This window comes from Campylobacter concisus (assembly GCF_902460895.1).
GTDB classification, from domain to species: domain Bacteria; phylum Campylobacterota; class Campylobacteria; order Campylobacterales; family Campylobacteraceae; genus Campylobacter_A; species Campylobacter_A concisus_BC.
The window spans coordinates 195,403-218,966 of sequence record NZ_CABPVL010000001.1 but is presented as its reverse complement, the minus strand read 5'-3'; the positions used below and the strand labels follow the sequence as shown (position 1 = coordinate 218,966).

Below are 23,564 nucleotides of genomic sequence, written 5' to 3'. Positions count from 1 at the left end.
GTGCAAGATATAGTTTTAGTAGGTGGCGGTGGGCACTGCAAAAGTGTGATAGATGTCATCGAGAGCGAAGCTAAATTTAATATAATTGGTATCATAGATACGGCAGAAAATATTGGCAAAAAGGTGCTTGGCTATGAGATCATCGGTAGTGATGAAGACCTAGCTGAGGTTTTTAAATCATGCAAAAATGCTGTGGTGACGGTTGGGCAGATAAAAAGTAGTGAGCCTAGAAAAAGACTGTTTGCACTGCTAAAAGAAATAGGTTTCATACTTCCAACCATAGTCTCACCGCTTGCGTATATCTCAAAGCATGCAAGTGTGGGTGAGGGAAGCGTAGTGATGCATCATGCCTTGATCAACGCTGGCGCATGTGTCGGTAAAAACTGTATCATAAACACAAAGGCGCTTGTGGAGCATGACGCAACTATCGGCGATCACTGCCATATCTCAACAGTAAGTGTGGTAAATGGTGGCGTTGTCGTGCAGGATGGGACATTTTTTGGTAGCAATGCAACCAGCAAAGAGTATATCGTGATAGGCGAAAATTCTATCATAGGTGGCGGAACTAGGGTGATGAGAAGCTTGGAGAAAAACGCTTTTATAAAGGCGTAAAACTAGCATTTTAAAGGAAATTTGATGTCAAATAGAGTTTTTATCATAGCTGAGGCTGGGGTAAATCACAATGGCGATATAAATTTAGCTAAAAAACTGATCGATGTGGCAGCCAAAGCTGGCGCTGATGCGGTGAAATTTCAGACTTTTAAGGCTCAAAATCTTGTTTCAAAAAACGCGCAAAAGGCTAGTTATCAAAAAGAAACTACTGATAAAAATGAAAGCCAGTTTGAGATGATAAAAAAGCTTGAACTAGACGAGATCACGCATAAAGAGCTTATAGCCTACTGCAAGCAAAAAAATATCACTTTTCTCTCAACTCCATTTGATAGCGACAGCATAAAGCTTCTTGATGAGCTGGGGCTTAGCACATTTAAAATCCCAAGTGGCGAGATAACAAATTTACCTTATCTTAGGCAGATAGGTGGGCTTAATAAAAAGATCATTCTCTCAACTGGCATGGCAAATTTAGGCGAGGTGGAGGCCGCAATAGAAGCACTTGTAAAAAGTGGCACGAAACGTGAAAACATAAGCCTTCTACATGCAAATACGCAGTATCCAACGCCAATGGAGGATGTAAATTTAAAGGCGATGATAACTCTTAAAAATGCCTTTGGTCTTGAGGTCGGATATAGCGATCATACCCTTGGCATCGAGGTTGATATCGCAGCAGTTGCCATGGGCGCAAAGATCATAGAAAAGCACTTTACGCTTGATAAGAGTCTTCCTGGACCTGATCACAAGGCTAGCCTTGAGCCAGATGAGCTAACGGATATGGTTAGAGCTATTAGAAATATCGAGCTAGCACTTGGAGACGGACTAAAACACTTTAGCAAAAGCGAGAGTGAAAATATCAAAATAGCTAGAAAGTCGATCGTGGCAAAACGAGATATAAAAAAGGGTGAAATTTTTAGCGAGCAAAATATCTGCGTAAAACGTCCAGGAGATGGTATAAATCCTATGAGGTGGGATGAGGTGATCGGGCAAATTTCACAAAAAGACTATAAACAAGATGAACTGATATGAGAAAAATTTGTGTCGTTACAAGCACCAGAGCCGAATATGGCCTGCTTTACTGGCTCTTAAAAGAGATCAGTGCAGATAGCGAGCTTAAGCTTCAGCTTATTGTTACTGGCATGCACTTAAGTCCTGAGTTTGGACTAACATACAAAGAGATAGAAAAAGAATTTAAGATAGATAAAAAGATAGAAATTTTAAGTAGTTCTCATACAAGTCTTGATATTTGCGCTGAGATGGCAAGAGTTTATGAGAAATTTGCTCCGGCACTAGTTGAGCTTAAACCTGATATATTAGTGCTTCTTGGCGATAGATATGAGATATTTGGTGTAGCAGGTGTCGCTAGTATCATGCAGATACCAATAGCACATATTCACGGCGGCGAGACCACCCAAGGGGCGTTTGACGAGGCTTTTAGGCACAGTATAACAAAGATGAGCCATATACATTTTGCAGCCACAAATGAGTACGCAAACCGCATAATCCAGCTTGGTGAAGATCCTAATAGAGTTTTTAATGTTGGCGGAACAAGCATTGAAAATATAAAAAAGCTAAATTTATTAAGCAAAGAAGAATTTGAAAAGTCTATAAAATTTAAGCTTGCTAAAAAAAATATCCTCATTACTTTTCACCCAGCTACACTTGAAAATAGTAGTGCAAGAGAGCAGTTTAATGAGCTTTTAAATGCACTTGATGAACTAGAGGAAACAAATTTTATCTTTACAAAAGCAAATAGCGACACAGATGGCGATGTGATAAATAAAATGATAGATGAGTGTGTGAGCAAAAACCCACAAAAAGCAGTGGCTTTTGCATCGCTTGGACAGCTAAGATATCTAAGCGCGATCAAATTTGTTGATATTGTTTTAGGAAATAGCTCAAGTGGCCTTTTGGAAGTTCCAAGCTTTAAAAAGGCCACCATAAATATAGGTGACCGCCAAAAAGGACGTGCTCGAGCTAGCAGTGTGATAGACGTTAGGCCTATTAAAGAAGAAATTTTAGCTGCTATCAAAAGAGCGTATTCAAAAGAATTTGAGCAAACTTTAAAAGATACGATAAACCCATATGATGGTGGCAATCCAAGCAAAAAAATGGTTAAAATTTTAAAAGAGATCAAGCTTGATGGTATTTTGAAAAAGAAATTTTATGATATAGGTATAAAATGAGAATAGTAAACGATATAAAACTAAGTATAAATTCAACCATAAAAGATGCCTTGCAGACTATCAACAACGGAGGACTTCAAATAGCTATCGTTGTTGATGAAAACGACGCTCTAGTAGGTACGGTAACAGACGGTGATATCAGACGTGGTTTGCTAAACGGCCTAGACCTAAATAGTAGCGTCAGCCTCGTAGTACATAAGAGCCCAAGTATAGCAAGTGTCGGTGATACGAAAGAGTCTATTTTAAAGATAGCACTTGCTAAAAAACTTCATAAAATTCCATTGGTTGACGAGCTTGGCAAGCTTGTGGGCATAGAAGACATCGAAGATATTATTAAGCCAGTTGGCAAGACAAATAGAGTTATCCTAATGGTGGGAGGCCTTGGTACTAGACTTAGACCACTCACGCAAGATACGCCAAAGCCGATGCTAAAGGTTGGAAACAAGCCGATCCTTCAGACGATAGTCGAGAAATTTGCAGAGTATGGCTTTGTAAATATCACGATGTGCGTAAATTTTAATGCAAGTATCATTAGGGACTATTTTGGCGACGGAAAAGAATTTGGCGTAAATATCGACTATGTTTTAGAGCAAAAAAGGATGGGTACAGCAGGGGCGTTAAGCTTGCTAAAAGAGCGTCCAAGTGAGCCATTTTTTGTTATGAACGGCGATCTTCTTACAAATGTAAATTTCGAGCACATTTTTAACTATCACACGCTACATAAAGCCACAGCTACAATGTGCGTCAGAGAGTACGACTACGAGGTGCCTTACGGCGTGGTAAAGATGAATGATAATAAAATAACTGCTATCGCAGAAAAACCAGTGCAGAAATTTTTTGTAAGTGCTGGGATATATATGCTCTCACCTGAAATTTTAGATCTAATTCCACAAGATGAGTTTTATGATATGCCCACACTCTTTGAAAAGGCGATAGCTCAAGACAAAAATGTAATCTCCTTTCCGATACATGAGTATTGGATAGACATAGGACGTCTTGAAGAGTATCAAAAGGCAAATGAAGAATATGCAAAGATATTTTAGTGAGCTATTTTAGATGAAAGCTCTTGTTGTAGGCTATGGCTCGATCGGCAAAAGACACTGCGAGGTCTTAGAGACTTTAGCACAGATAGATGAAATTTGCCTAGTCACTAGCCAAGATGTGGCTGATAAAATTTGCTACAAAAGCTTAGAAGAGGTCTCAAATTTAGACAAGTTTGACTACTTCGTCATAGCAACTCCCACATTTTTACATCTAGAAAATTTGAAATTTATAGATGAAAGAGTGAGTGGCAAGATCATACTTTGTGAAAAGCCATTATTTGAAAAAAAATATAATTTTACGCCTAAAAATAATAAAATTTTTGTAGGCTATGTACTGAGGTTTTATCCGCTCTTACAAAAGCTAAAAGAGTTCTTAAAAAACGAGAAAATTTTATATCTAAATGCTAATTGCGGTCAGTATCTACCAAGCTGGCGAAGTGGCGACTATAGAAGATGCTATAGTGCTAGCAAAGAAAAAGGTGGCGGCGTCTTGTTAGATCTTAGTCATGAGCTAGACTATGCTATGTGGCTATGTGGCAAATTTGAAAGCCTAACGAGCTTTCAAGGTAAAATTTCAAATTTAGAGATAACAAGCGATGATCTATGTATGGTTTTTGGTAGGACTAAAATGGATGCCATAGCAAATGTAAGCATTGACTATCTAAGCCATATCACACATAGAAGCTTGCGTGTGGAGTGCGAAGGCTCTACATATGAGCTTGACTTTATGGCAGGCACTCTTACTAAGCAAGATAGTAGTAAGCAAATTTTTAACATGCCAAATTTGGCAAGAAACGAGATGTTTTTAGCTATGCATAAAGATGTTTTGGGTGAGCAAAGATATATTTGTAGCTTTGATGAGGGGCTAGATGTGATGGACGCGATAGATCAAATTCAAAGGCAAAACAATGAGTAATGTTTTATGTACGATATGCGCAAGAGGTGGTAGTAAGGGAGTTAAAGGCAAAAATGTTCGAGAGCTTTGCGGCAAGCCACTTATAGCTCACACCATAGAGCAGGCAATAGCATCAAATTTGTTTGAGCATATTGTTATTAGTACAGATAGTGACCTGATAGCAGAGGTAGCTGTAAAGTACGGTGCAGAGGTTTTTTTTAAAAGAGATGCTGCTATGGCTAGCGATACGGCAGGAAAACTTGATGTTATAAAAGATGCTTTTTTAAAAAGCGAGGAACATTACGGACGTAAATTTGACTATGAGATCGACCTTGATGCCACATCTCCACTTCGTGATGTGAGTGACATAACAAATTCTTTTGAGCAGTTTTTGCGTGATGATAATGACAACCTAATAACCGCTATGCCAAGCAGAAGAAGTCCATATTTTAACCTAGTTGAAATTTATCTAGATGGACACGTAGCACTTGCAAAAACTTTACCAAATGCTATTTTGCGCCGTCAAGATGCACCAAAAACTTATGATATGAATGCTTCTATTTATATCTGGAAGCGCGAAGTTTTACTAAATAACGACACTTTATTTTTACCAAAAACTGGACTTTATGTGATGGATGAAGATAGATCGATTGATATAGATTGTGAGCTAGATTTTAAATTTGTAGAGTTTATAATGAAGGAAAAAAATGCTAACAGATAAGGTCGTAGTAGTTACTGGAGGGGCTGGCAGGATAGGAAGTGCTTTTATCAGAGCGATTACAAGCCAAAACGGAGTTGGCGTGATAGCAGAGGTTGATATAAAAAGGGCAAATTTATTAAAAGATGAGATTGCAAGCTCGCAAAAAGATGCAAGGATCGAAGTTTTGCAAATTGATATCAGCGATGCAAATTCTATCAACGAGGCTATAAATTTCTTGCACTCAAAGTATGGACATATAGATGCATTAGTAAATAATGCCTATCCAAAAAGTAAAAATTACGGTAAGAAATTTTTTGAGATCGATATGGATGATTTTAATGCCTTTTTAAATTTACATCTTGGCGGATACTTTAATATCTCGCAAAATTTCATCAAGTACTTCTTGAAACAAGGTTATGGTAATATCATAAACATCTCATCCATTCAAGGTATCGGAGCCCCTGCTTTTGAGACATATGAGGGGACAAATATGCACTCTCCAGTTGAATATACAGTTGTAAAACATGGCCTTCTTGGTATGACAAAATATATGGCAAAGATGTTTAAAAAAGACAATATCCGCGTAAATGCTATAAGTCCTGGAGGTATTTTAGATGGACAGCCTGAGCCATTTTTAAGCCAATATAAAAAGAGATGTGGTACAAAAGGCATGCTTGATGCAAATGATATTTGTGGAGCTTTAGTGTATCTGCTAAGTGATTCTTCAAAATATGTAAATGGACAAAATATCGTAGTTGATGATGGTTTTAGTCTATAAAAATCTAAATAAAATAGTATAAATTTATCTAGTTTAAGCTAGATAAATTTATATATCGCTTTTAATACGCACTTTTTCTCATACTAAATTTTACCAAGCAAGAGCTTGCTATCTATAATTTTTCTATTTTTACAATTTAACTTAATATGGAAAAATATCTAAAACCCCAAAGACTAGCTTTGGGGCTGGGGGTTTGCGTATTGTAAAAGCATTAACACATTAAGGCTTTGCTACTGCAACAAAGCCCTATTTAAAACTTAATTTAACTAGCTACGTTATTGTAGAAGTTTCATTACGTTTTGTTGAACGCTGTTTGCTTGACTCATAGCATAAGCACCTGATTGAGCTAGGATGTTATGTTTTGAGAAGTTAGCAGACTCGCTAGCAAAATCTACGTCCCTGATTTGTGATTCTGCTGATTTTACGTTAACTTGAGTTACAGTGATGTTGTTAACTGTAGCTTGAAGTTGGTTTTGAACTGAACCAAGGTCTGAACGAACTTGATCAAGTGTTTTTTGAGCTGACTCAGCGATGTCCATAACAGCCATTGCGCCTTTTAGTGTCATTACACCAGCTGATTGAGCTACTGTAAGCACTTTAGTCATTCTTTGGAAGCCCATAGCACTAGCTAGTTTGCCGTCTATTTGACCTCTTACATCTCTTAAAGCAACTGAAGCTTGAGCACCACCTTTTGCTGAGAAAGCTTCTGACTCTAGTTTTAGAGCATCACCGGCAGCTGCGCCTTTTGCAGATAGCTTAATATCTCTACCATCAAGGCGAACAAGGTTGATACGACCAACGAAAACTTGGTCTTTTTTCATACCGATTGCTTTTGAGATATTATCACCTGAAACGCTAAACGCACGACCGTCACGGCTTGTTAGAACCATTTTACCTTCTGTATTGATAGAAGCTTCAACACCTGTTTGATCTTTAACAGCGTTGATCGCATTTACTAGAGCGCCGTTGCTATCGTTTTCTTTTACATCAAGGTCGCCGATTTTAACGCCATTGATTTTAAAGCTTTTGATAGATACGCTTACTATAGAAGTTGACATAGTTCTAGTTACATCAAATGTAGCTCTAATGCCTGTTTTATCAGATGTTTTGTTGATATTTTCAGCTAATTTACCAACACCAGTTCCAAGACCAGTTGATATCTTAGTAGAAGCTATGCTAACATCATTTACGCCATCAACGCTTAAGAATTTAAGGGTAACTTTATCTGTACCAGTTAGTAGTTTTGAACTCTCAAAACGTGTAAGACCGATCTTGTCAGATGTAGTCGCGCCAATACTTGCTTTAACAGTTTGGTTTGAATAAGCACCTATTTGGAACTCTTTATTAGAGAATGTTCCGTTTAGTAGTTGCTGACCGTTAAATGAAGTAGTGTTACCGATATTGTCAAGCTCCTCCATTAGACGAACGATATCAGCTTGCAATGCTTGGCGTGATTGAGTTGTTTGGCCGTCTTGAGCTGATTGAGTAGCTTTAGTCTTGATAGTGTCAAGAACTTTTAACTGCTCGTCCATAGCTTTGTCGGCAACTTGAATGATACCAATAGCATCATTACCATTTGCAATAGCTTGACCTAGAGCTGAAGCTTGGCTTCTTAAGCTATCTGCGATAGATAGACCTGAAGCGTCATCTGCAGCTGTTTGAATTCTAAGACCAGAACTAAGTTTGTTAAGTGACTTAGATAGGTCAACGTTGTTGCTAACTGCGTTAGCGTGTGTGTTAAGTGCGTTTACGTTTGTGTTAATACGAAAACTCATTGTAAATCCTTTTATGTTTTAAGTTACGACTTCATGTCGCACGAAAACTATATCGATCGGTTTTTAAAAAAGTTTAGAGCTATGCATAAAAATTTTTTATAAAAAACAAAAATCGCGCTCCATCTAAAAATTTTTCACACGTTGCACTCTAAAAAATTATTTCTGCTACAATTACGCCAAAAAATTTAAAGGCTATATATAAATGAAAAGCTTAATCATCGTGGAATCTCCCGCAAAAGCAAAGACTATCAAAAATTTCTTAGACAAAAGCTACAACGTCATCGCCTCAAAAGGCCACATCAGAGACCTGCCAAAAACGAGCTTTGGTATCAAGATAGAGGATGATAAATTTACCCCAGAGTATCGCATCAGCAGTGATCACTCCGCCATCGTAAAAGAGATAAAAGAGCTTGCTAAAGGTGCAGATGAAATTTATCTCGCGACCGATGAGGATAGAGAGGGTGAGGCGATCGCGTTTCACATCGCAAATGCTATCGGCAAAGAGCCAACCAGCCTGCCTCGCATCGTCTTTCACGAGATCACCAAAAGTGCCATACAAAACGCTCTAAAAAGCCCAAGACACGTCGATATGAACAGCGTCAATGCCCAGCAAACAAGGCGCTTACTTGACCGCATCGTTGGCTACAAGCTAAGCCCGCTTTTAAATTTAAAGATACAAAAAGGCTTAAGCGCTGGCCGTGTGCAAAGTGCGGCGCTAAAGATAATAGTCGACCGCGAGCGTGAAATTCAGGCATTTAAACCAGTTGAATACTACACCATTGACACCGTTTTTAAAAAAGATCTAGACGCCGAGCTAGTTAAATTTGAAAACCAAAAGATAGAAAAGCTAACCATTCAAAATCCTGACCGCGCAAAATACATCATTGAAAATTTACAAAATGAGAAATTTAGCGTCCGTGAGATCGAGAGCAAGGATAGAAAGATCCAGCCAAGCCCGCCATTTATGACTTCAACTCTTCAGCAAAGTGCGAGTAACCGTCTTGGTTTTAGCCCTAAAAAGACGATGATGATCGCGCAAAGCCTCTATGAGGGCGTGCAAACAAACGAGGGCTTCATGGGTGCGATCACATACATGAGAACAGATAGCTTAAATTTAGCCAAAGAGGCCGTCGCTGCCGCTAGAGAGCATATCCTGCAAAACTACGGCAAAGAGTATCTGCCGGCCAAAGCGATAAGCTACACGACAAGCTCAAAAGGCGCGCAGGAAGCCCACGAGGCGATCCGCCCTACAAATTTAAACTTCACACCGCAAATTGCCGCTAAATTTCTAGAAAAAGATGCGCTAAAACTCTACACACTCATCTACAATAGATTTTTAGCATGTCAAATGAGCGCATGTGTGAGCCAAACGCAAAATGTCTATGTCGCAAGCGAAAAAGGCGAGTTTAAGATAAGTGGCAGAAAGGTGCTATTTGACGGCTTTTACAAGGTTTATGGCGAGCTTGATAAGGATAAAATTTTACCAAATTTAAAAAAAGGCGATGAGATGAGCTTGCAAAGCATAAAAAGCACGCAAAACTTCACCGAGCCACCAGCTAGGTACTCTGAAGCTGGCCTTGTTAAAAAGCTAGAAAGTCTAGGCATCGGCCGCCCAAGCACCTACGCACCGACCATCTCGCTACTAACATCAAGAGACTACGTGAGGATCGAGAAAAAGCAGCTCATACCAAACGAGATCGCATTTAGCATGATAGGCGTTTTGGAGGAGCACTTTAGCAACATCGTCGATAGCGAATTTACCTCACATCTTGAAGAAAAGCTCGATGAGATCGCACTTGACAAGGCTGACTGGCAAAAGGTGCTAAGCGACTTTTACTATCCATTTATGGAAAAAATTAGCGCTGGCAAAACTGGCATAAAAAGCCTAAAAACAGCCACTCCGATCGGCGAGAAGTGCCCAGAGTGCGGAAGCGAGCTAGTGCTTAGAAAGGGCAGATACGGTGAGTTTATCGCTTGCTCAAATTTCCCAAAATGCAAATACTCAAGAAACGTCGCAAAAGATAATGAAAAGAGTGCAAAAACTGGCTCTGCAACGGCTGCTAAGCCAAAACGTGAGCTTAAAAAGCTTGATGTGCCATGTCCAAAGTGTGGCGGCGAGATCGTAGAGAGATTTAGCAGGCGCGGTAAATTTTATGGATGTGCCAACTATCCAAAATGCGACTTCATCTCAAACTACGAGCCAGTCGCGCAAAAATGCGACGAGTGCGGCGGCGATATGATCAAAAAAGAGCTTAAAAAAGGCACTTTTATAGAGTGCACAAAGTGTAAGAAAAAGACACTTATCTCTGAAAATTAAAATTTCTAGCCAAATTTTAGCCCTTGAGCCTAAATTTGGCTTATAAATTTGGACTTTAAATGCCTGAAACTATCGTAGAAGTTAGCCAGTATAAAGGGCAAAAGAGCCTTGTGATAAACTGCACGCAGCTAGGGGACAGCTTCACGCCGCAGTATAAAACCGCCAAGCAAAAAAGAGCAGTGCTTGATGAGTGGTGCGACTTTTTAAGAAGCGAGCAGGAGGCATTTGACGAGCTTAACTTTTGCACCAAAATGCCTCAAGAGCTCTTTGACGCAGCGTGTTGCCAAAGAAATTTAAAGAGCCTTCACATCAAATGGGGCTCGTATGAGAGCCTTGACGCGCTGGCAAATCTTTCTAGTCTAAAGAGCCTTTTTGTAGGCTCTGGAGCCAGCGTAAAAAGCATCGCACCGATCGCTAAACTTACTGGACTTGAAAGCCTTGCGGTGGAGAATTTTCAAAAGATAAGTGACTACTCTGCGCTTTCAAATTTGCAAAATTTAAAGAGCCTAGAGATCAGCGGAGACGGACTTTCGCCTAAATTTATCCACATCGAAAGCTTAGAGTTTTTGCGCCAGATGCCAGGACTTACGAGCCTCGTGATCTTGGTGGCTAGGCTAAAAAGCAAGGACTACTCGCCTATCTTATCTCTAAAATCCATCACTCACCTAAGCCTGCCACCACAGCACGCACTTTTTGGACTTTTTGACGAGCTTAGCGCTTTGCCAAATTTAAAAACAGGGCTTTTAAAAGAGAGAGCGGAAATTTATAAGAAAAAGTGATGCTGTAAAATTTAAATTTTCGCATAGTTTTATTTTTAAGAGTAAATTGTAAAATCTTACTCGCTCGTAAATTTTAAAATTTGCTTGAAACTTGCATGATGATAAAACGCATGCGGCACGATAGTGCTTATCGCATGCACTTCTAACGTGCGAGGGGTTTTTACTTCGACTTCGTCTTGTAACTGCAAGCAGACGGGGGGATTTAAAAAGGGGGATAAGGGGGCGGCTTCGTAATTCAAGTCCCCTTGTCTCCCTTTTGGATAAAAGAGTTTTTAAATTTAAGGTCCGTATTTTTAAAAGAGAAATTTGCTATTTTGTAAATTTTAAAATTCCATTTACTCGCAAGAGTTGACTACTAAAATTTGGCTTCGCTTGCAGCTTAGCTCAAATTTTAGAGCCGAAATTGCTCGTTCATGAAATTTAAAAATTTACTTGACACTCATTTGATTTGACAAAGCAAATTTACAAATTTTAAATCTTTACTCGCTTGCCTTAGCAGACTACTAAATTTAGGCTGCACTTCATTTAGCACTAAATTTAGAGCCGTGATATGCTCGCTTATTAAATTTTAAAATTTACCCGTTTTTTTCATAAATTCAAGCCACTCTACTTAAATTTTAAACCTACCAAAGCTATAATGCTCCCCAAAAAAGGATAAAAAATGAAAACAATTATGCTTTGTGCGATATGCTCCGTCTCTCAGGGAAACTGCGCTGAGGACTGCGCTTATTGCACGCAAAGTGCCAAAGCTGGCGCTGATATCACGAAATTTAAAGAAAAAAGCGTGCAGCAGGTGGTGGACGAAGCCAAAATGGCTTATAAAAACCACGCTCTTGGCTTTTGTTTAGTCACAAGTGGTGCTAGGCTAAATGATAAAAAGACCGACTACATCGCTTATTTGGCGCGCGCCGTGAGCAAAGAAGTGCCAAATTTGATGCTCATTGCATGTAACGGTATGGCGACTTACGAGCAGCTTTGTGAGCTCAAAAATGCTGGCGTTTTTAGCTACAACCACAACTTAGAAACTAGCCGCGAATATTTCCCAAAAATCTGCACAACGCACTCTTGGGACGAGCGATATCAGACAAATTTAGACGCAAAAAGGGCTGGGCTCATGCTTTGCACTGGTGGCATTTACGGCGTTGGCGAGAGCGAGGCCGACAGGGTGAGCTTTAGAGCTAGCTTAAAAGAGCTTGAGCCGTTTTCGTCGCCTATAAATTTTTTCATAAAAAGCGACGCTCTAAGGCTTGATCAGCCACCTCTTAGCGCGGATGAAGCCCTAAAAATCGTGCGTGAGACCAAAAGCGCGCTACCAGAAACTAGGGTCATGATAGCTGGCGGCAGGGAGAAGATATTGGGCCAGAGGCAGTACGAGATCTTTGAAAATGGCGCAGACGCGATCGTGATAGGCGACTATCTCACCGCAAAGGGCGAGAAGGCAAGCAAGGACATCGAGGAGCTTACAAAGCGTGGTTTTAGCTTTGCAAGCATCTGCCACTAATGCTTGTAAATTTGCTTTTTGCTGGGCTTGGGGGCTTTATCGGAGCTGGATGCAGGTTTTTAGCTGGTGAGCTGCTAAAATTTAGCCACTTTCCCCTAGCCACGCTTGGTGTAAATGTGCTTGGCAGCTTCATTATCGGCGTTTTATTTTGCTTAAATTTAAGCCAAAGCGTGAGAGTTTTCTTGGTCGTTGGCATACTTGGCGGCTTTACCACATTTTCAAGCTTTAGCCTTGATAGCGTTAAATTTTTACTAGAAGGCGAACTTGTAAAAGGCTTTTTAAATATATTTTTAAACCTTAGCCTTTGCCTGCTCGCAAGCTATCTTGGCATTTTGTTTGGTAAAAATTTGTGAGGTTTTTAAGGTGCACAATAAAATAACTTTATCTATGCCATTTTGCAAATTTTAAAATTCCATTCACTCGCAAGAGTTGGCTACTAAAATTTGGCTTCGCTCACCGCTTAGCTCAAATTTTAGAGCCGAAATTACTCGCTCATGAAATTTTAAAATTTGTCAGAGCTTTTAACACATGCGGCACGATAGTGCTTATCGCATGCACTTCTAACGTCGTCGGGGTTAGGGGATTGTTAAGGGGGAAGGGAGCGACTTCGTAATTCAAGCCTCTTCCCCCTTAACAAAGAAACAAAACTTTAAATTTCTAAAAAGCTATTTTGCAAATTTTAAAATTTTACTCACTCGCCTTAGCAGACTACTAAATTTAGGGCTCATAACTATTCGCCACTAAATTTAGAGCCGTGATATGCTCGCTCATAAATTTTAAAATTTGTTATAAACTCCTTTGGCATAAAACACATGCGGCACGATAGTGCTATCGCATGCTCCTTGAACGTGCGAGGGGATTGGGGGATTTAAAAAGGGGGATAAGGGGACGGCCTCGTAACTCGAGTCCCCTTGTCTCCCTTTTGAATAAAAGAACTTAAAAATAAAGAAAGTCTGTATTTTTAAAAATAGAAATTTACTATCGCGCAAATTTTAAAACTTCATTCACTCGCAAGAATTGACTACTGATTTTAGGTCTCGCAAAGCTTGCCACTAAAATCAGAGCCGAAATTACTCGTTCATGAAATTTTAAAATTTGCTCAAATTTAATAAAATTGCATGCAGTACGTAGTGCCGCCACATGCACCTCTCTATCTAGCTTCTATCTTTGGCATCTGCAGCATAAAATTTCTAGCTTCGCTTAAAAGCACCGGCTTAAGCGCATCTGCTGATGTTTGTGGGTCGTAAATTCTCTCATACGAAAGCATCAAAACTCCATCTTTTTTAAGCAAAAAGTGGATTATTTCTATATTTTTGCTCTTAGTTTCATCTTTTATGAGGGCTAAAATTTGATCATTTTCTTCGCTAAAAAGCACGTTTTTATCTTGCTTAAGAGCCTTTTTTAGCTCCTCTAGCTCGCTTTTTGTCTTGACATCTTTGTTAAACTTTACCTTAAACGAGGCAAAGTGCTCGTCCATATTTTCATTTTTTAAAAAGTAAAAGCTCTCATTTTTAACCACTTGCTTTTTATAAAATGTGCTCCCATCAAACCTAAAACTCTCAACCAAGCTTAGCTCATCTGCTAAAGAAAAGAGACCAAAAAACAGCAAAACAAAAAGGCTAAATTTACGCATAAAATTTCACTCCAAATTTCTAAAAATAGCCGCTATTTTGCCTAAATTTCGCTTAGCTTAATCAAAAAATAACAAAGCTTTTTATACAATCAGGCATTTTTATTTTAAGGATCTTTTTGCAGTTACACCAAGCAAGCGAGCTTAGCATTCTTGTCGTTTTGGCATTTATCGTCTTTGCTTCGCCTTATATTTCTAAAATTTTACGCATCCCAGTCGCGCCTGCTGAGATACTACTTGGAGCGGTTGCTGGCTACATCGGAGTTGTCGGCGAAAACGAGATGTTTAAGCTCATCAGCGAAGTTGGCTTTTTCTTTTTGATGTTTCTAGCTGGCATGGAGATCGACCTTAGGATGCTCATAAACATCGACCGTAAAATTTTGCGCCTTGGGCTCATCTATCTAGCGCTCATCTACGCTCTAGCCACGGCCCTGACGCTAGGACTTGAGCTAAGCCTGCTTTACATCATCATCATCCCGATAATGGCCGTTGGTATGGTATTTACACTATTTAAGGAGTATGGCAAGCAGCAAGAGTGGCTAAATTTAAGCATGCTAATAGCAACTATCGGCGAGCTTTTAAGCATCACGCTTCTAACATTTACCGCTGCTTACTTGCAGTTTGGAGCGAGTATAAATTTATGGCTAACGATTGGCTATTTGATCCTGTTTTTGGCTATCAGCGTGCTTAGCTTTAAAATTTTGGACGTGCTTTTTTGGTGGTATCCGGGGCTTAAAGTGGTGCTTATGCCACACTACGACAAGGATGAGAAGGACATTAGGCTTTGTATCGCGGTATTTTTCACGATGATAGCTTTGATGCTCTATCTAAATTTAGAGGTCGCCTTTGGTGCGTTTATCGCAGGTATGTTTATCACGACATTTTTTGATCACAAAAAGGACTTGCCACACAAGCTTTCAAGCTTTGGATTTGGCTTTTTGGTGCCGATATTTTTCATCCACATAGGCTCTACTTTTAAGCTTTCAAGCCTAGGATCTAGCGAAGTGATAAAGGATGCTATTTTTATATTTTTAGCGATGCTTGGCACGAGGGTTCTATCTAGTTTGCTCTTTTTGGGCAAGCTTGGCTTTAGAGGGATATTTTTGTTTTCAGTTTCGCAGTCTATGCCGCTCACTCTTTTGATCGCAGTTGCTACTATCGCACACAAATCAGGCGAAATAAGTGACTATTCTTACTCATCTTTCATCCTAGCGAGCCTCGCACAAGCTATAATAGGAGCTATAATCATCAAAATTTTAATGCAATCAAAAAGCAAGGAGTAAAAATGTCATCAAATACAGCCACACTAATCGACAACCGAACTGGCAAGAGCTATGAATTTCCTATCCTAAAAGGCACGATGGGGCCAGATGTCATCGACATATCGACCTTTTTTAGTGACACTGGGATGTTTACCTTTGATCGGGGCTACACCTCAACTGCGATGTGCCGCTCAGCCATAACATACATCGACGGACTAAAGGGCGAGCTCATGTATAGAGGCTACGACATCGCCTATCTGGCTGAAAATAAGACATTTTTAGACGTTGCCTATCTGCTTTTAAACAAAGAGCTACCAACTAATGAGCAATATGCAAGCTTTAAAGATGAGCTTAAAAAAAGGAGCTTCATACACGAGGGCATGATGAAGCTATTTGATGCATTTCCAGACAAGGCGCACCCTATGGCGATCTTGCAGGCGGCAGTCTCTGCGCTAAGTGCCTTTTACTCAGACCACCTAAACATGGATAAACCTGAAGAGTATCACGAAATGGCTATGAGGATAATCGCTAAAATTCCAACGATAGCGGCCTTTAGCTACCGCTACTCACGCGGACTTCCTATCATCTATCCAAATTTAGATCGTGGCTTTACTGAAAATTTCCTCTACATGATGAGGGGATATCCATACGAGCACGTCGATCTTAAGCCTATCGAGATAAAGGCGCTTGATACGGTCTTTATGCTCCACGCTGACCACGAGCAAAACGCCTCGACTACGACTGTTAGGACTGTTGGCTCTACGCACGCGCACCCATACGCATGTATAAGCGCAGGTATCGGCGCACTTTGGGGCTGGGCTCATGGCGGAGCAAACGAGGGTGTTATCCGCCAGCTTGAAGAGATCGGCTCGGTCGCAAACGTCGATAAATACATCGCTAGAGCAAAGGACAAGAACGATCCATTTAGACTAATGGGCTTTGGTCACAGGGTCTATAAAAACTTTGACCCACGCGCAAAGGTGCTTAAAAAGATGAGAGATCAGCTGATGGATGAGATCGGCATTAGCTCAGAGCTTATAAAGATCGCCAACCGCATCGAAGAGATCGCGCTAAATGACGACTACTTTGTAAGTAGAAATTTATATCCAAACGTCGACTTTCACTCAGGGCTCATTTTAAAGGCGCTTGGCATACCAAACAATATGTTTGCCGTCATCTTCGTGATCGGCAGGACGCCAGGCTGGATCAGCCAGTGGATCGAGCTAAAAGAGCAAGAGAGCATAAAGATCGTCCGCCCAAGACAGCTCTACGTCGGAGAGACAAACAGAACACCAAAATGAGCGAGCTTTTAAATTTAGCCATCAAGGCAGCCATCAGCGCTGGAGGTGAGATAATGAAATTTTACTCATCTAATAGCCAGGCGCTTAAAGTCTGCCTAAAAGATGACAGCTCGCCGCTAACTAGCGCTGATCTAGCGGCAAATGAGGTGATACTAAAAGAGCTAAGCAAAAGCGGGATAAAAATTTGCTCTGAAGAGAGCATCTTACAAGATAGCGACAAAGATGAGTTTTGGCTAGTTGATCCCCTTGATGGCACGAAAGAATTTCTAGCTAGAAACGGTGAATTTTGCGTTTGCATAGCGCTTATAAAAGAGGCTAGGCCGGTGCTTGGCGTCATTTTTATCCCAGTTAGCAAAGAGCTTTTTTGCGCTGATGAAAACGGCGCTTTTAAAGAAATTTTAGGCGCAAATGGTGAGGTCGTAGCAAGAGATGATCTAAATGAAAAAGCTAAAAGCTTAAATAACTTCATCTTTTCAAGCAGAAGAGGCGAGACGAAGAGGGCTACGCTTATAAGAGATAGCTTAAATTTAGAGCAAAAATGCATCGGATCTGCCATTAAATTTTGCCGTTTAGCCGAGCTTGGCGGGATATATGTGAGATTTAGCCCAAGCTATCTTTGGGACAACGCTGCAGGCGAGGCGGTAGTGAAATTTAGCGGTGGCAAGGTCTTAAACGCTAGCGACAGATGCGAGCCAAGCTACAAGCTAGCGGATCTAAAAAGCCCATTTTACGTAGCTTTTGGCAAAAATGCTTTGAGCTTAGAGGATGAAGTTTTTAAGCTTATAGAGCAGGGCAGATAAGGCTACTTGCACCTTATCTCACCACTCATCTTTAAAAATGCGCTTTCGTTTTGCTCTAAAAATTTATTTGCCGCTTCTAAATCTTGAAATTTATCTTTTAGTCTGATCACTAAAGTGCCACATTTTAGCTCTCTAGCTCGCTCTAAACTGGCATCAAAGCTTTGCGTTAGATCATTTACACTTTTTATCAAAAGATCGTTTTTACCTAGCTCTTTTACGCTAAATTTAGCGTGTCTCTCAGCTCTTACTATGCCAAGATAGTTTGCTACTTTAGCGTTACTTATGTAGATGAAAACTCCCTCACGCAAGTTGCTGCTAAATGCCACTGCATCATCTTGCTCAAGTATCTTTGCAAGCTCCTCTCCACCGTAGTTTAGGCTGTTTTTAAGATTTAGATTTTTTACACTTGGCTTGCTAGCACAACCTGCTAGAAATATACAAAATATAAGAGCTAAAGTTCTTTTCATTTTAAATTTCCTCAAGCAAATAGAGCATGCTAGCTATCTTTGCTGTGCCCACGATATAGCCCTTTAAGTGAGTGACTAGTTTGTCTTTTTTAAGCTCTTTGCCATTTTTATTAGATATTTTTATGCTGTTTTCTTTTACAAATTTCAAACTCTTAGCAGCTATTTCTTCTAAATTATTTTTACCATCAAGTAGCAAAAATATATAGTAATCAAGTCTGTCAAGACGTTCTGTGAGACCAAATTTGTTTGCAAAGGTAATGTCTGCGTTATCTTTATGGTTTAAAAAATACTTTATATAGCCAGTTAAATTTGTCTTTAGCCTTGAGTAATTTGGAGCGTACTCTATATCTTTTAGCTCGTCTTTTACTATCATTGCGTCTGCTGAGTTAGTTAAAAGCCTTACAAAAGCGCTATAAACTGCTAGCTTATCTTCTGGCAAAATCTCTAAAATTTGAGAGAGATTTATACTTGCTGGATACATCCCGTAAAATACCTCACAAAGCCAAGAGATATCTTGAGGCATAAGAGCAAATTTATCATGCCAGCCATCATCTTTTTTTACAAAGTCGGCCACGACGTGAATTTTATTAACATCGCTTGGGCCTATTTGTTTATTAGCCACGCTCTCATAAGCCTTAGCATGCACGATGAGACTTTGCCTAAAGACCTTGTTGCTAACTATATCTAAAAACTGCTCAAGATCGATCCTATCTTTAAATTTGCTATCTTTATAGTTATCTATATACTCTATACCAAGATCTGGCACAAAAAGATCTTCAAGTCCGTATTCGCAAAGATAGGCAAGATCGTTTTTAGCTAGCATGGCGTTAAAGTCTTTAAAGTAAAATGGATCATTTATCTCTTCTAAAAACTCATGAGCTATATAAAAATCATCCTTTTTAAGTACGTTATCTATCCAGTGAAGCAGCAACTTTGCAGGGATCTTATCTTCGTAGTTTGCGCCAAGCTTCGTTAGCAAGACCTCTTTATATACTAAAAGCGCCTCTTTAGCAGCTTTTAGCTGCTCTTCTGTGCTATCTTTATCTTTTGCGGCGAGCAGCATGAGATCACGCACGACATCTTTTACTTTCCAACCTGGGTATGTGTTATAAGAGATAAACGCCACGCCGTTTTGGCTTAAATTTTCTCTTACGACCCTTAAAATAGCATCTTTTACAAAGTCAGGCACCCAGCTAAAGACGCCGTGAGCGATGATGTAGTCAAATTTCTCATCACTTTTAAACTCGCAGATATCGCCGTGGATTAGCTCTAAATTGCTTAGACCTATCTCTTTTACGATCTCTTTGCCACGTCTTATTTGCTCGCCGCTAAGATCGATGCCAACTACTCTTGCGTTCTCGTTATTTACGGCAAATGGGATCAAATTTCCACCAAAACTGCACCCTATCTCTAAAACTTTTGCGTTTTTGCAAGGCGGTGGGTTGATGCCAAGAAGCGTAGCGCAAGCCTCTAGTTTATAGGGCGATGACTGCGCAAATGCTGCTGATTTATATGTTAGCTCGTCGTAAGACTTTTCGATCTTGCTATTTTTGTCCATTTTCTATCCTTAGTAGTCTTCGTTTTTTATCTTCTCCAGCATATTTTTAGCGTCGTTTTCAGGCTCATCAACGATATATGCTCGCCTTATATTGCCACCTTTTATGATAAGTGTTTGACGAAAGTAAAATTTATGCCCATTTGAAGCTGCAAATACAGGCAATTCAAGTGCGCGCTCTAGCATAAACTCGCTATCGTTTAAAAACATCACGCCAGTTGCGGTCTCTTCTTCAAATTTCTTCTGAGCAGCGATATCTTGGGAGCCAATAGCTACTATCATAAAGCCAAGATCGTTAAATTCTTTAAGAAGTTTTTTGTAGTTTATCGCTTGCTTCGTGCAGCCTTTCATGCCCGCAGTATTTTGCAGCTGCTCGCTTAAAAGCTCAAAGTCCTCGCCTATCTTTGGATAGATAAAAACTACGCAGTCGTGGGTCCTTGCAAAGGCTGAAAAGTCAAATTCTTTACCGTCTAAAGTCCTTAGATAGATGCTTGTAGGCACTTTTATCATGTTTCGTCCTTTAAAAATTTTATCTATTATATATCTTTAAGCTTTTTTAGAATTTAAGAGATAGACGATAAAAAGAATGAAAAAGCTGATTATTAGCATCAAAAGTGCATAGATGTGAGCTTTGGTATAGTCAAGCATCTCAACTGCTTCAAATATCGCGATACTAGCGACCTTGCTCTCGCCAGCCACGCTGCCACCTATCATCAAAACTACGCCAAACTCACCCATCGTATGAGCAAAACTAACAACGATCGCGGTTAGTAAGTTTGATCTGATGCTTGGCAAGATGACTCTAAAAATGGTCGTAAGCTTGCTTTTGCCAAGGCTGTAGCTCGCCTCAAAAAGGCTCTTTTTTAGGCTATTTAGTCCAGCGTAAATGGGCCCAAACATAAATGGCAGCGAGTAGATGCAGCTTGCCACAACAAGGCCAGTGAAGTTAAAAACTAGCCTCACACCAAAGAGCTCTTCGATAAATTTGCCAAAGGCTGAGTAGGGCGAGAGAAAAATGAGCAGATAAAAGCCAAGAACGCTTGGTGGCAGCACCAAAGGCAGCGAGATGATGGACTCTAAAAATGCCTTGCCAAAGAATTTCTTTTGTGACATAAAATAAGCAAGTCCTACGCAGAATAAAAATAGGATAAATGTCGTGATAAAAGAGAGTTTTAGTGAGAGCCAAAACGGCTCGTAATCAATATTTGCTAGCTCGTTCATCATGCTTTTACCAAATTTACGCCAAAGGCTTTTGTGCTAACTATGGCGGTGTCGCCAGCTCTTAGACCATCAGCCTCTGCGCTACTTAGCACGATCTCGCAAATTTGGCGGTTTATTAGCACGCTTGCTACAAAAATGGCGTCACACTTTTTGATCTCTAAAACCTTAGCGTTAAATGCAAATTTTTGCGATCCTGCACTTTTTAAAAATATCTCGCTCGCACTGCCAGATCTTGAAATTTTGCCATTTTCAAGGACAAAAACCTTGCTACAAAGCTTGTAAATTTCAGCTATGTCGTGACTTACTAAGATAACACTCATCTTAAACTCATCGTGAAGCGCTAGTAAATAATCCTGCAGCTTCTCGCGCATGGCGTTATCTAGGGCACTTAGTGGCTCATCAAGCAGTAAAATTTCTGGCTTTCTCATCACCGCACGAGCAAGTGCCACGCGCTGCTTTTGACCGCCTGAAAGTTCGCCTATCTTGGCGTTTTTTAGGCTCTTTAGCTCGCAAATTTCAAGTAGTTTGTTTGCTAAATTTTCATCATTATTTGCAAAAAGCAAATTTTTAAAGACGTTCATATTTTCAAAAAGGGCGTAGTCTTGAAACAAAAAGCCGATATTTCGCTTTTGCGGGGCTAAATTTGTCTTTTTGTCAAAAAATATCTTATCGCCAACCTTTATCACGCCACTTTGTGGGGCTTCAAAGCCAGCAATGAGCCTTAAAATCGTCGTTTTACCTCCGCCACTTGCTCCATAAAGTGCGACAAACTCGCCACTTTCAAAGGCAAGCTCAGCCTCAAGCATAAATTTACCGCCACCGCCATTTAGCTCTTTTTTGCATGAAATTTCTATCATTTTTAAGCGCTTACGTGGATACTTGTTGATTTAACGTAGGCAAAAACCTGATCGCCTACCGCTAAATTTAGCCCTTTTAGAGCGTGATCTGAGATGATAGCTTCAAAGCAAAGCTGCTCACACTTTAGGCTAACTATGCTTAAAATTTCGCCGCGAGTTATGCCAGCGACCTCGCATTTTAGCTCATTTTCAAGCGAACTAGCCTCAAGTCTAAGCCTTGATAAAACGACATCTGAGCTTTTGAAATTTAAGCTCACCTCATCATTTAGAGCAAATTTGCTAGCCTCATTTAAGGCTAGCATATATAAATTTGTCCCTAAATTTAAGCACTCAAGCTCAAAAAAGCTGACGCCATCTTTGGATGAAATTTGAACGATCTTTGCTCTTATCATTTAGCTGGGACGTTGTAGCCAAATTTCTTGAAAATTTCTCTTGCCTTTTCGCTCAAGATAAACTCATAAAATGCCTTCGCATCAGCGTTACCATCAGCATGTTTTAAGAGCACAATGCCTTGATCGATCGGAGTGTAGAGCTCTTGAGGCACGAAGATATAGTTAGTGCCCTCTTTGTATTTTGCCATTTTCTCGCTAAAAAGCGCGCTAGCAGCGATAAATCCAACATCTGAAGCACTTAGTGCCTGAGAAAGTGTCTCAGAAATTTTTTGAGCGTAGACGATGTTTTTCTCTACTTCGTCATAAAGTTTTGCATTTTTAAGAGCCTCGATACTAGCCCTGCCGTAAGGTGCAGTCTCTGGATTTGCTATTGAGATCGCTTTTAAGCCACGAACCACTTCGATACCCTTTTTAAAATCCACATCTCTTATAGAAAAGATCGCCACAGCGCCTTGTGCATAAACCTTTGGAGCAGCCACTGCAAAGCCTGTGTCGTAGGCCTTTTGCGCAAAGCCCATATCAGCAGCCATGAAAATATCAGCTGGAGCTGAATTTTGTATCTGCGTGACAAGGCCGCCGCTTGCGCCAAGAGTTAGGTTGATCTTAGCGTCTGGATGAAGATTGTTAAACTCTTTTATAAGCTCAGGAAACGCGTAAGTCGTGTTTGCTGCGGCATAGACATTTACCTCTGCGCCAAGTGCGTTTATGGCAAGCAGAGCTGCCACACATAGAAATTTAAAAACCCTTTTCATTTATACTCCTATAATGATTTGAGATGATTTTACTATTGCTAAAAGCGTGTCACCAACGCCTATTTGCATATCCATCGCGCTATCTTTTGTGATGATGGCAGTTAAGGTCTGCTCATCGCTTAGTTTTAGCGTGACTTCAGCATTTACAGCACCTATCTTTGCCTCGATGACCTCACCTTTTAGCTGATTTTTAGTGCTTATTTTTATATCAAGATCTTTTGCAAGGATGACAGATGGCGCTTTAAAGATGAAAACAACTTTTTGACCCACTTTTAGACCTAAATTTTTCTCGCTTTCGACTGTTATGGTCGCTTCAAGCGTGTTGCCATTGCTTAGCTTTGCAGTGATCTCAGAATTTACAGCACCTCTGTTTATACTAACGATCTCGCATGAGAGCTGGTTTCTAGCGCTTAAATTCATACTCATTCTTTGTAAATTTATGATATCAACATCTTCAAAATCAACCTTTTGACAAATTTTTTGCAAAAAGTCCTTTTGTGTCTCGAGGATAGCGTCGTAAATTTTTATCAGTTTTTTGGCATATGGGCTAAGCTCTGAGCCGCTATTTTTCTTGTTGCCATCAGCACTTAGGCTGTTGTAGCGTTTGCCAAGGCTAATCTTTGCCATCTGTTTATAGTCAAATAGTGGATCAAGCAGAGCAAAAATTTCTTTTGTCTTTGCTTTATCATCTAAATTTGCATTTTTTAAAACCTCGATCACTTTAACAGTTTTTGCCTCTATATC

Annotated in this window: 25 protein-coding genes; 14 read left to right on the top strand and 11 right to left on the bottom strand. The window is 40.0% G+C overall.

Translation table 11 applies throughout. From position 1 onward, the window contains the following. Genes F3G98_RS01090 through F3G98_RS01060 form a run of 7 tightly spaced genes read left to right on the top strand, consistent with a single transcriptional unit; the run spans position 1 to position 6,211 of the window. The gene (locus tag F3G98_RS01090; RefSeq protein WP_103569951.1) at positions 1-612 is read left to right on the top strand and encodes a NeuD/PglB/VioB family sugar acetyltransferase; all 612 of its coding nucleotides are present in this window, start codon (positions 1-3) and stop codon (positions 610-612) included. Positions 613-636: 24 nt separating this feature from the next. Then, positions 637-1,638, top strand: a complete 1,002-nt coding sequence (gene neuB / locus F3G98_RS01085) for an N-acetylneuraminate synthase (protein WP_103569952.1) — start codon at positions 637-639, stop codon at positions 1,636-1,638. Then, the gene (neuC, locus tag F3G98_RS01080; protein WP_103569953.1) at positions 1,635-2,795 is read left to right on the top strand and encodes a UDP-N-acetylglucosamine 2-epimerase; all 1,161 of its coding nucleotides are present in this window, start codon (positions 1,635-1,637) and stop codon (positions 2,793-2,795) included. The genes neuB and neuC overlap by 4 nt, the downstream gene beginning before the upstream one ends. Next, positions 2,792-3,838: a nucleotidyltransferase family protein gene (locus F3G98_RS01075; RefSeq protein WP_103559012.1), complete on the top strand. Its 1,047-nt coding sequence runs from the start codon at positions 2,792-2,794 to the stop codon at positions 3,836-3,838. Before neuC ends, F3G98_RS01075 begins: the two co-directional genes overlap by 4 nt. Before the next feature lie 13 nt (positions 3,839-3,851). Next, positions 3,852-4,754, top strand: a complete 903-nt coding sequence (locus tag F3G98_RS01070; protein ID WP_103608059.1) for a Gfo/Idh/MocA family protein — start codon at positions 3,852-3,854, stop codon at positions 4,752-4,754. After that, entirely contained in the window at positions 4,747-5,454 is a 708-nt protein-coding gene (locus F3G98_RS01065; RefSeq protein ID WP_103608060.1) for an acylneuraminate cytidylyltransferase family protein, read from the top strand. The genes F3G98_RS01070 and F3G98_RS01065 overlap by 8 nt, the downstream gene beginning before the upstream one ends. Next, positions 5,441-6,211: an oxidoreductase gene (locus F3G98_RS01060; protein WP_103569956.1), complete on the top strand. Its 771-nt coding sequence runs from the start codon at positions 5,441-5,443 to the stop codon at positions 6,209-6,211. Before F3G98_RS01065 ends, F3G98_RS01060 begins: the two co-directional genes overlap by 14 nt. Before the next feature lie 275 nt (positions 6,212-6,486). Here the strand turns inward: F3G98_RS01060 and F3G98_RS01055 are convergent, their stop codons facing one another. After that, positions 6,487-7,986 carry a flagellin B gene (locus F3G98_RS01055; RefSeq protein ID WP_103569957.1) on the bottom strand — a complete coding sequence of 500 codons (1,500 nt, stop codon included), beginning with the start codon at positions 7,984-7,986 and terminating at the stop codon, positions 6,487-6,489. 202 nt (positions 7,987-8,188) lie between these two features. Here F3G98_RS01055 and topA point away from each other — a divergent pair, with 202 nt between their 5' ends. Together topA and F3G98_RS01045 are read left to right on the top strand one after the other, a co-directional pair. Further along, a complete protein-coding gene (gene topA / locus F3G98_RS01050) occupies positions 8,189-10,303 on the top strand; it encodes a type I DNA topoisomerase (RefSeq protein WP_103569958.1) in 2,115 nt (704 codons plus the stop codon). 59 nt (positions 10,304-10,362) lie between these two features. Further along, complete coding sequence (locus tag F3G98_RS01045; protein ID WP_149725634.1) at positions 10,363-11,082, top strand: leucine-rich repeat domain-containing protein; 720 nt, start codon at positions 10,363-10,365, stop codon at positions 11,080-11,082. A gap of 56 nt (positions 11,083-11,138) precedes the next feature. Here F3G98_RS01045 and F3G98_RS01040 read toward each other — a convergent pair whose 3' ends face one another. After that, the gene (locus tag F3G98_RS01040; protein WP_149724210.1) at positions 11,139-11,321 is read right to left on the bottom strand and encodes a hypothetical protein; all 183 of its coding nucleotides are present in this window, start codon (positions 11,319-11,321) and stop codon (positions 11,139-11,141) included. Between the two features lie 422 nt (positions 11,322-11,743). On the opposite strand from F3G98_RS01040, the gene F3G98_RS01035 reads away from it, so the two are divergent. Then, positions 11,744-12,583, top strand: coding sequence for a biotin synthase (locus F3G98_RS01035; protein ID WP_149725633.1), 840 nt, complete (start codon positions 11,744-11,746; stop codon positions 12,581-12,583). Continuing rightward, on the top strand, positions 12,583-12,936 hold the full coding sequence (gene crcB / locus F3G98_RS01030; protein WP_149725632.1) for a fluoride efflux transporter CrcB: 354 nt from the start codon (positions 12,583-12,585) through the stop codon (positions 12,934-12,936). Before F3G98_RS01035 ends, crcB begins: the two co-directional genes overlap by 1 nt. Positions 12,937-13,733: 797 nt before the next feature. Here crcB and F3G98_RS01025 read toward each other — a convergent pair. Further along, positions 13,734-14,216 (bottom strand): hypothetical protein, encoded by a 483-nt coding sequence (locus F3G98_RS01025; RefSeq protein WP_103608548.1) that lies wholly within the window; start codon positions 14,214-14,216, stop codon positions 13,734-13,736. Between the two features lie 116 nt (positions 14,217-14,332). Between F3G98_RS01025 and F3G98_RS01020 the strand changes: the two genes are divergently transcribed. From F3G98_RS01020 to F3G98_RS01010, 3 genes are read left to right on the top strand one after another with little or no spacing between them, the layout of a single operon-like run. After that, complete coding sequence (locus F3G98_RS01020) at positions 14,333-15,496, top strand: cation:proton antiporter (protein WP_103608547.1); 1,164 nt, start codon at positions 14,333-14,335, stop codon at positions 15,494-15,496. A gap of 2 nt (positions 15,497-15,498) precedes the next feature. Further along, positions 15,499-16,776 (top strand): citrate synthase, encoded by a 1,278-nt coding sequence (locus F3G98_RS01015; protein ID WP_103597203.1) that lies wholly within the window; start codon positions 15,499-15,501, stop codon positions 16,774-16,776. After that, complete coding sequence (locus tag F3G98_RS01010) at positions 16,773-17,576, top strand: 3'(2'),5'-bisphosphate nucleotidase CysQ family protein (protein ID WP_103608546.1); 804 nt, start codon at positions 16,773-16,775, stop codon at positions 17,574-17,576. The genes F3G98_RS01015 and F3G98_RS01010 overlap by 4 nt, the downstream gene beginning before the upstream one ends. A gap of 2 nt (positions 17,577-17,578) precedes the next feature. On the opposite strand, the gene F3G98_RS01005 is transcribed toward F3G98_RS01010, so the two are convergent. The 8 genes from F3G98_RS01005 to F3G98_RS10695 are packed head-to-tail and all read right to left on the bottom strand — an operon-like array spanning position 17,579 to position 23,561. Next, positions 17,579-18,043 (bottom strand): damage-inducible protein, encoded by a 465-nt coding sequence (locus F3G98_RS01005; RefSeq protein WP_103608545.1) that lies wholly within the window; start codon positions 18,041-18,043, stop codon positions 17,579-17,581. Position 18,044: 1 nt separating this feature from the next. Beyond that, the gene (locus tag F3G98_RS01000; protein WP_103608544.1) at positions 18,045-19,601 is read right to left on the bottom strand and encodes a class I SAM-dependent methyltransferase; all 1,557 of its coding nucleotides are present in this window, start codon (positions 19,599-19,601) and stop codon (positions 18,045-18,047) included. 9 nt (positions 19,602-19,610) lie between these two features. Further along, a complete protein-coding gene (locus F3G98_RS00995) occupies positions 19,611-20,108 on the bottom strand; it encodes a redoxin family protein (RefSeq protein WP_103608543.1) in 498 nt (165 codons plus the stop codon). A 36-nt stretch (positions 20,109-20,144) separates the two neighbouring features. Next, the gene (gene modB / locus F3G98_RS00990) at positions 20,145-20,819 is read right to left on the bottom strand and encodes a molybdate ABC transporter permease subunit (protein WP_103608542.1); all 675 of its coding nucleotides are present in this window, start codon (positions 20,817-20,819) and stop codon (positions 20,145-20,147) included. Next, complete coding sequence (locus F3G98_RS00985; RefSeq protein ID WP_103608541.1) at positions 20,819-21,676, bottom strand: sulfate/molybdate ABC transporter ATP-binding protein; 858 nt, start codon at positions 21,674-21,676, stop codon at positions 20,819-20,821. The genes modB and F3G98_RS00985 overlap by 1 nt, the downstream gene beginning before the upstream one ends. Positions 21,677-21,678: 2 nt before the next feature. Next, positions 21,679-22,068, bottom strand: a complete 390-nt coding sequence (locus tag F3G98_RS00980) for a TOBE domain-containing protein (RefSeq protein ID WP_103608540.1) — start codon at positions 22,066-22,068, stop codon at positions 21,679-21,681. Next, positions 22,065-22,820 (bottom strand): molybdate ABC transporter substrate-binding protein, encoded by a 756-nt coding sequence (modA, locus tag F3G98_RS00975; protein WP_149725631.1) that lies wholly within the window; start codon positions 22,818-22,820, stop codon positions 22,065-22,067. The genes F3G98_RS00980 and modA overlap by 4 nt, the downstream gene beginning before the upstream one ends. Continuing rightward, positions 22,821-23,561 (bottom strand): TOBE domain-containing protein, encoded by a 741-nt coding sequence (locus F3G98_RS10695; RefSeq protein WP_223231280.1) that lies wholly within the window; start codon positions 23,559-23,561, stop codon positions 22,821-22,823. Positions 23,562-23,564: the final 3 nt, after the last annotated feature.

Excerpts from the sequence above, each read along its gene's own strand:
- neuB (WP_103569952.1), top strand. The coding sequence starts at position 637 with ATGTCAAATAGAGTTTTTATCATAGCTGAGGCTGGGGTAAATCACAAT.
- neuC (WP_103569953.1), top strand. The coding sequence starts at position 1,635 with ATGAGAAAAATTTGTGTCGTTACAAGCACCAGAGCCGAATATGGCCTG.
- F3G98_RS01075 (WP_103559012.1), top strand. The coding sequence starts at position 2,792 with ATGAGAATAGTAAACGATATAAAACTAAGTATAAATTCAACCATAAAA.
- F3G98_RS01070 (WP_103608059.1), top strand. The coding sequence starts at position 3,852 with ATGAAAGCTCTTGTTGTAGGCTATGGCTCGATCGGCAAAAGACACTGC.
- F3G98_RS01065 (WP_103608060.1), top strand. The coding sequence starts at position 4,747 with ATGAGTAATGTTTTATGTACGATATGCGCAAGAGGTGGTAGTAAGGGA.
- F3G98_RS01060 (WP_103569956.1), top strand. The coding sequence starts at position 5,441 with ATGCTAACAGATAAGGTCGTAGTAGTTACTGGAGGGGCTGGCAGGATA.
- F3G98_RS01055 (WP_103569957.1), bottom strand. The coding sequence starts at position 7,986 with ATGAGTTTTCGTATTAACACAAACGTAAACGCACTTAACACACACGCT.
- topA (WP_103569958.1), top strand. The coding sequence starts at position 8,189 with ATGAAAAGCTTAATCATCGTGGAATCTCCCGCAAAAGCAAAGACTATC.
- F3G98_RS01045 (WP_149725634.1), top strand. The coding sequence starts at position 10,363 with ATGCCTGAAACTATCGTAGAAGTTAGCCAGTATAAAGGGCAAAAGAGC.
- F3G98_RS01035 (WP_149725633.1), top strand. The coding sequence starts at position 11,744 with ATGAAAACAATTATGCTTTGTGCGATATGCTCCGTCTCTCAGGGAAAC.
- crcB (WP_149725632.1), top strand. The coding sequence starts at position 12,583 with ATGCTTGTAAATTTGCTTTTTGCTGGGCTTGGGGGCTTTATCGGAGCT.
- F3G98_RS01025 (WP_103608548.1), bottom strand. The coding sequence starts at position 14,216 with ATGCGTAAATTTAGCCTTTTTGTTTTGCTGTTTTTTGGTCTCTTTTCT.
- F3G98_RS01015 (WP_103597203.1), top strand. The coding sequence starts at position 15,499 with ATGTCATCAAATACAGCCACACTAATCGACAACCGAACTGGCAAGAGC.
- F3G98_RS01010 (WP_103608546.1), top strand. The coding sequence starts at position 16,773 with ATGAGCGAGCTTTTAAATTTAGCCATCAAGGCAGCCATCAGCGCTGGA.
- F3G98_RS01005 (WP_103608545.1), bottom strand. The coding sequence starts at position 18,043 with ATGAAAAGAACTTTAGCTCTTATATTTTGTATATTTCTAGCAGGTTGT.
- F3G98_RS01000 (WP_103608544.1), bottom strand. The coding sequence starts at position 19,601 with ATGGACAAAAATAGCAAGATCGAAAAGTCTTACGACGAGCTAACATAT.
- F3G98_RS00995 (WP_103608543.1), bottom strand. The coding sequence starts at position 20,108 with ATGATAAAAGTGCCTACAAGCATCTATCTAAGGACTTTAGACGGTAAA.
- modB (WP_103608542.1), bottom strand. The coding sequence starts at position 20,819 with ATGAACGAGCTAGCAAATATTGATTACGAGCCGTTTTGGCTCTCACTA.
- F3G98_RS00985 (WP_103608541.1), bottom strand. The coding sequence starts at position 21,676 with ATGATAGAAATTTCATGCAAAAAAGAGCTAAATGGCGGTGGCGGTAAA.
- F3G98_RS00980 (WP_103608540.1), bottom strand. The coding sequence starts at position 22,068 with ATGATAAGAGCAAAGATCGTTCAAATTTCATCCAAAGATGGCGTCAGC.
- modA (WP_149725631.1), bottom strand. The coding sequence starts at position 22,820 with ATGAAAAGGGTTTTTAAATTTCTATGTGTGGCAGCTCTGCTTGCCATA.